This window comes from Romboutsia sp. (assembly GCF_035470145.1).
Taxonomy (GTDB): domain Bacteria; phylum Bacillota; class Clostridia; order Peptostreptococcales; family Peptostreptococcaceae; genus Romboutsia_D.
In genome coordinates, this window is the sequence record NZ_DATIRC010000117.1 from 1 (window position 1) to 1,511 (window position 1,511).

Here is a 1,511-nt window from a genome sequence, read left to right on the forward strand (position 1 = left end):
ATAAAAAATAAAAAAAGAAAGGTTAGTTGCTATGAGTAAAAATGTAGATTTTAAAGAAATTATTAAGTTTGCAGGAGCTTATATATCTATATGTATAGGTTCAGGGTTTGCAACTGGTCAAGAAATTATGCAATTTTTTTCAGCTCATGGAATGATAAGCATATTATCTAATTTAATTTGTATGATAATGTTAGCTTACTGCGGAGCTAAGCTTTTAGAAATAGGGAAAACTACAGAAGAATTAAATTCGAGCAATGATGTATTCACATTTTTGTGTGGAAATTGGCTAGGTGGATTTTTTAAAATATTTATGCCAATATTTTTCTTTTCTGTTTTTGTAGTTATGATATCTGGAGCAGGTTCTTCAATGAATCAATATTATGGTATAAATAAAAGTATAGGTTCATTAATTTTAGCTATAATATGTCTTGTAACAGTGTTACTAGGTATGGAGAAAGTTCTGAAGATTTTGGGCAATATTGGACCAATTATTGTTGTAATTGCAATTATAGTTGGAGTTATAACTATCTCAAAGAATTATGAAAATCTTTATAGTACAAAAGAGGTTATTTCTAATTTAAATATAATTAAAGCAACAGATAGTTGGTGGTTAGGTGGAATTATATACGGAGGACTTAACTTAGTAGTTGCTACACCTTTTTTAGTAGGTGCAGGGTCTACTGCTAATAATAAAACAAGTTGTATATGGGGAGGTATACTAGGAGGAACTATGTTCATGTTTGTAGCTATTTTACTTAACATGGGAATATTATCAGATATTCAAAATGTTTATAATGCTGAAATACCAACTTTATATATGGCAGACAAAATCTCTCCAATTGTAGGAACAGTATTCTCAGTAATACTTATAGCTGGAATATATACTACAGCAGTTCCATTGCTATGGGGAGTAGCTACAAGTTTTGCAGAAGAAAAAAGTAGCAAGTTTGTTAAAATAGCTATATTTTGTACCATAGTAGGAGCTGTTGGAGGCAGGTTACCATTCTCTACATTAGTTAGTATTATTTATCCAATATCAGGAATAATTGGATTAATAGTAACCGTAGCTATTTTTATTAGAGGTATAAAAACAAAAACAAAAACTAAGATAAATGTTAATGTAGAAGGTGAATAATTTATATCTATGTTTTACGAAAAATTTAGATATGCTATAACAATTAGGTTTTAAATAAATATATAGCTGGAGTAGATATATACAAATACCTATATAGACTCAATAGCTTAAAGGAAGAACATAATGTTATAGATAAATTAAATTATAATTAAAAATGAGTACAAAGGATGTCGTTAAATACGGCATTTTTTTGTTGTGAAATAGATATGTATATGTCAACTCACAAATGTTTCTAACAAAAAATATGCTAATAAGAGTTATTGGCATTTGACAATAACTATTCATGGTGTTATTATGTTATTAGCAAATGCCAATAACATAAGGGGTGGAAATTATGTCAAATTGTAACTCATGTCCATCAAGTGATGGATGCACT

At 28.5% G+C, this 1,511-nt stretch carries 1 protein-coding gene; it reads left to right on the forward strand.

What is annotated here, in order from left to right; genetic code table 11:
• Positions 1-31: 31 nt before the first annotated feature.
• On the forward strand, positions 32-1,135 hold the full coding sequence (locus VLM92_RS04730) for a hypothetical protein (protein WP_325275206.1): 1,104 nt from the start codon (positions 32-34) through the stop codon (positions 1,133-1,135).
• Positions 1,136-1,511 lie beyond the last annotated feature (376 nt).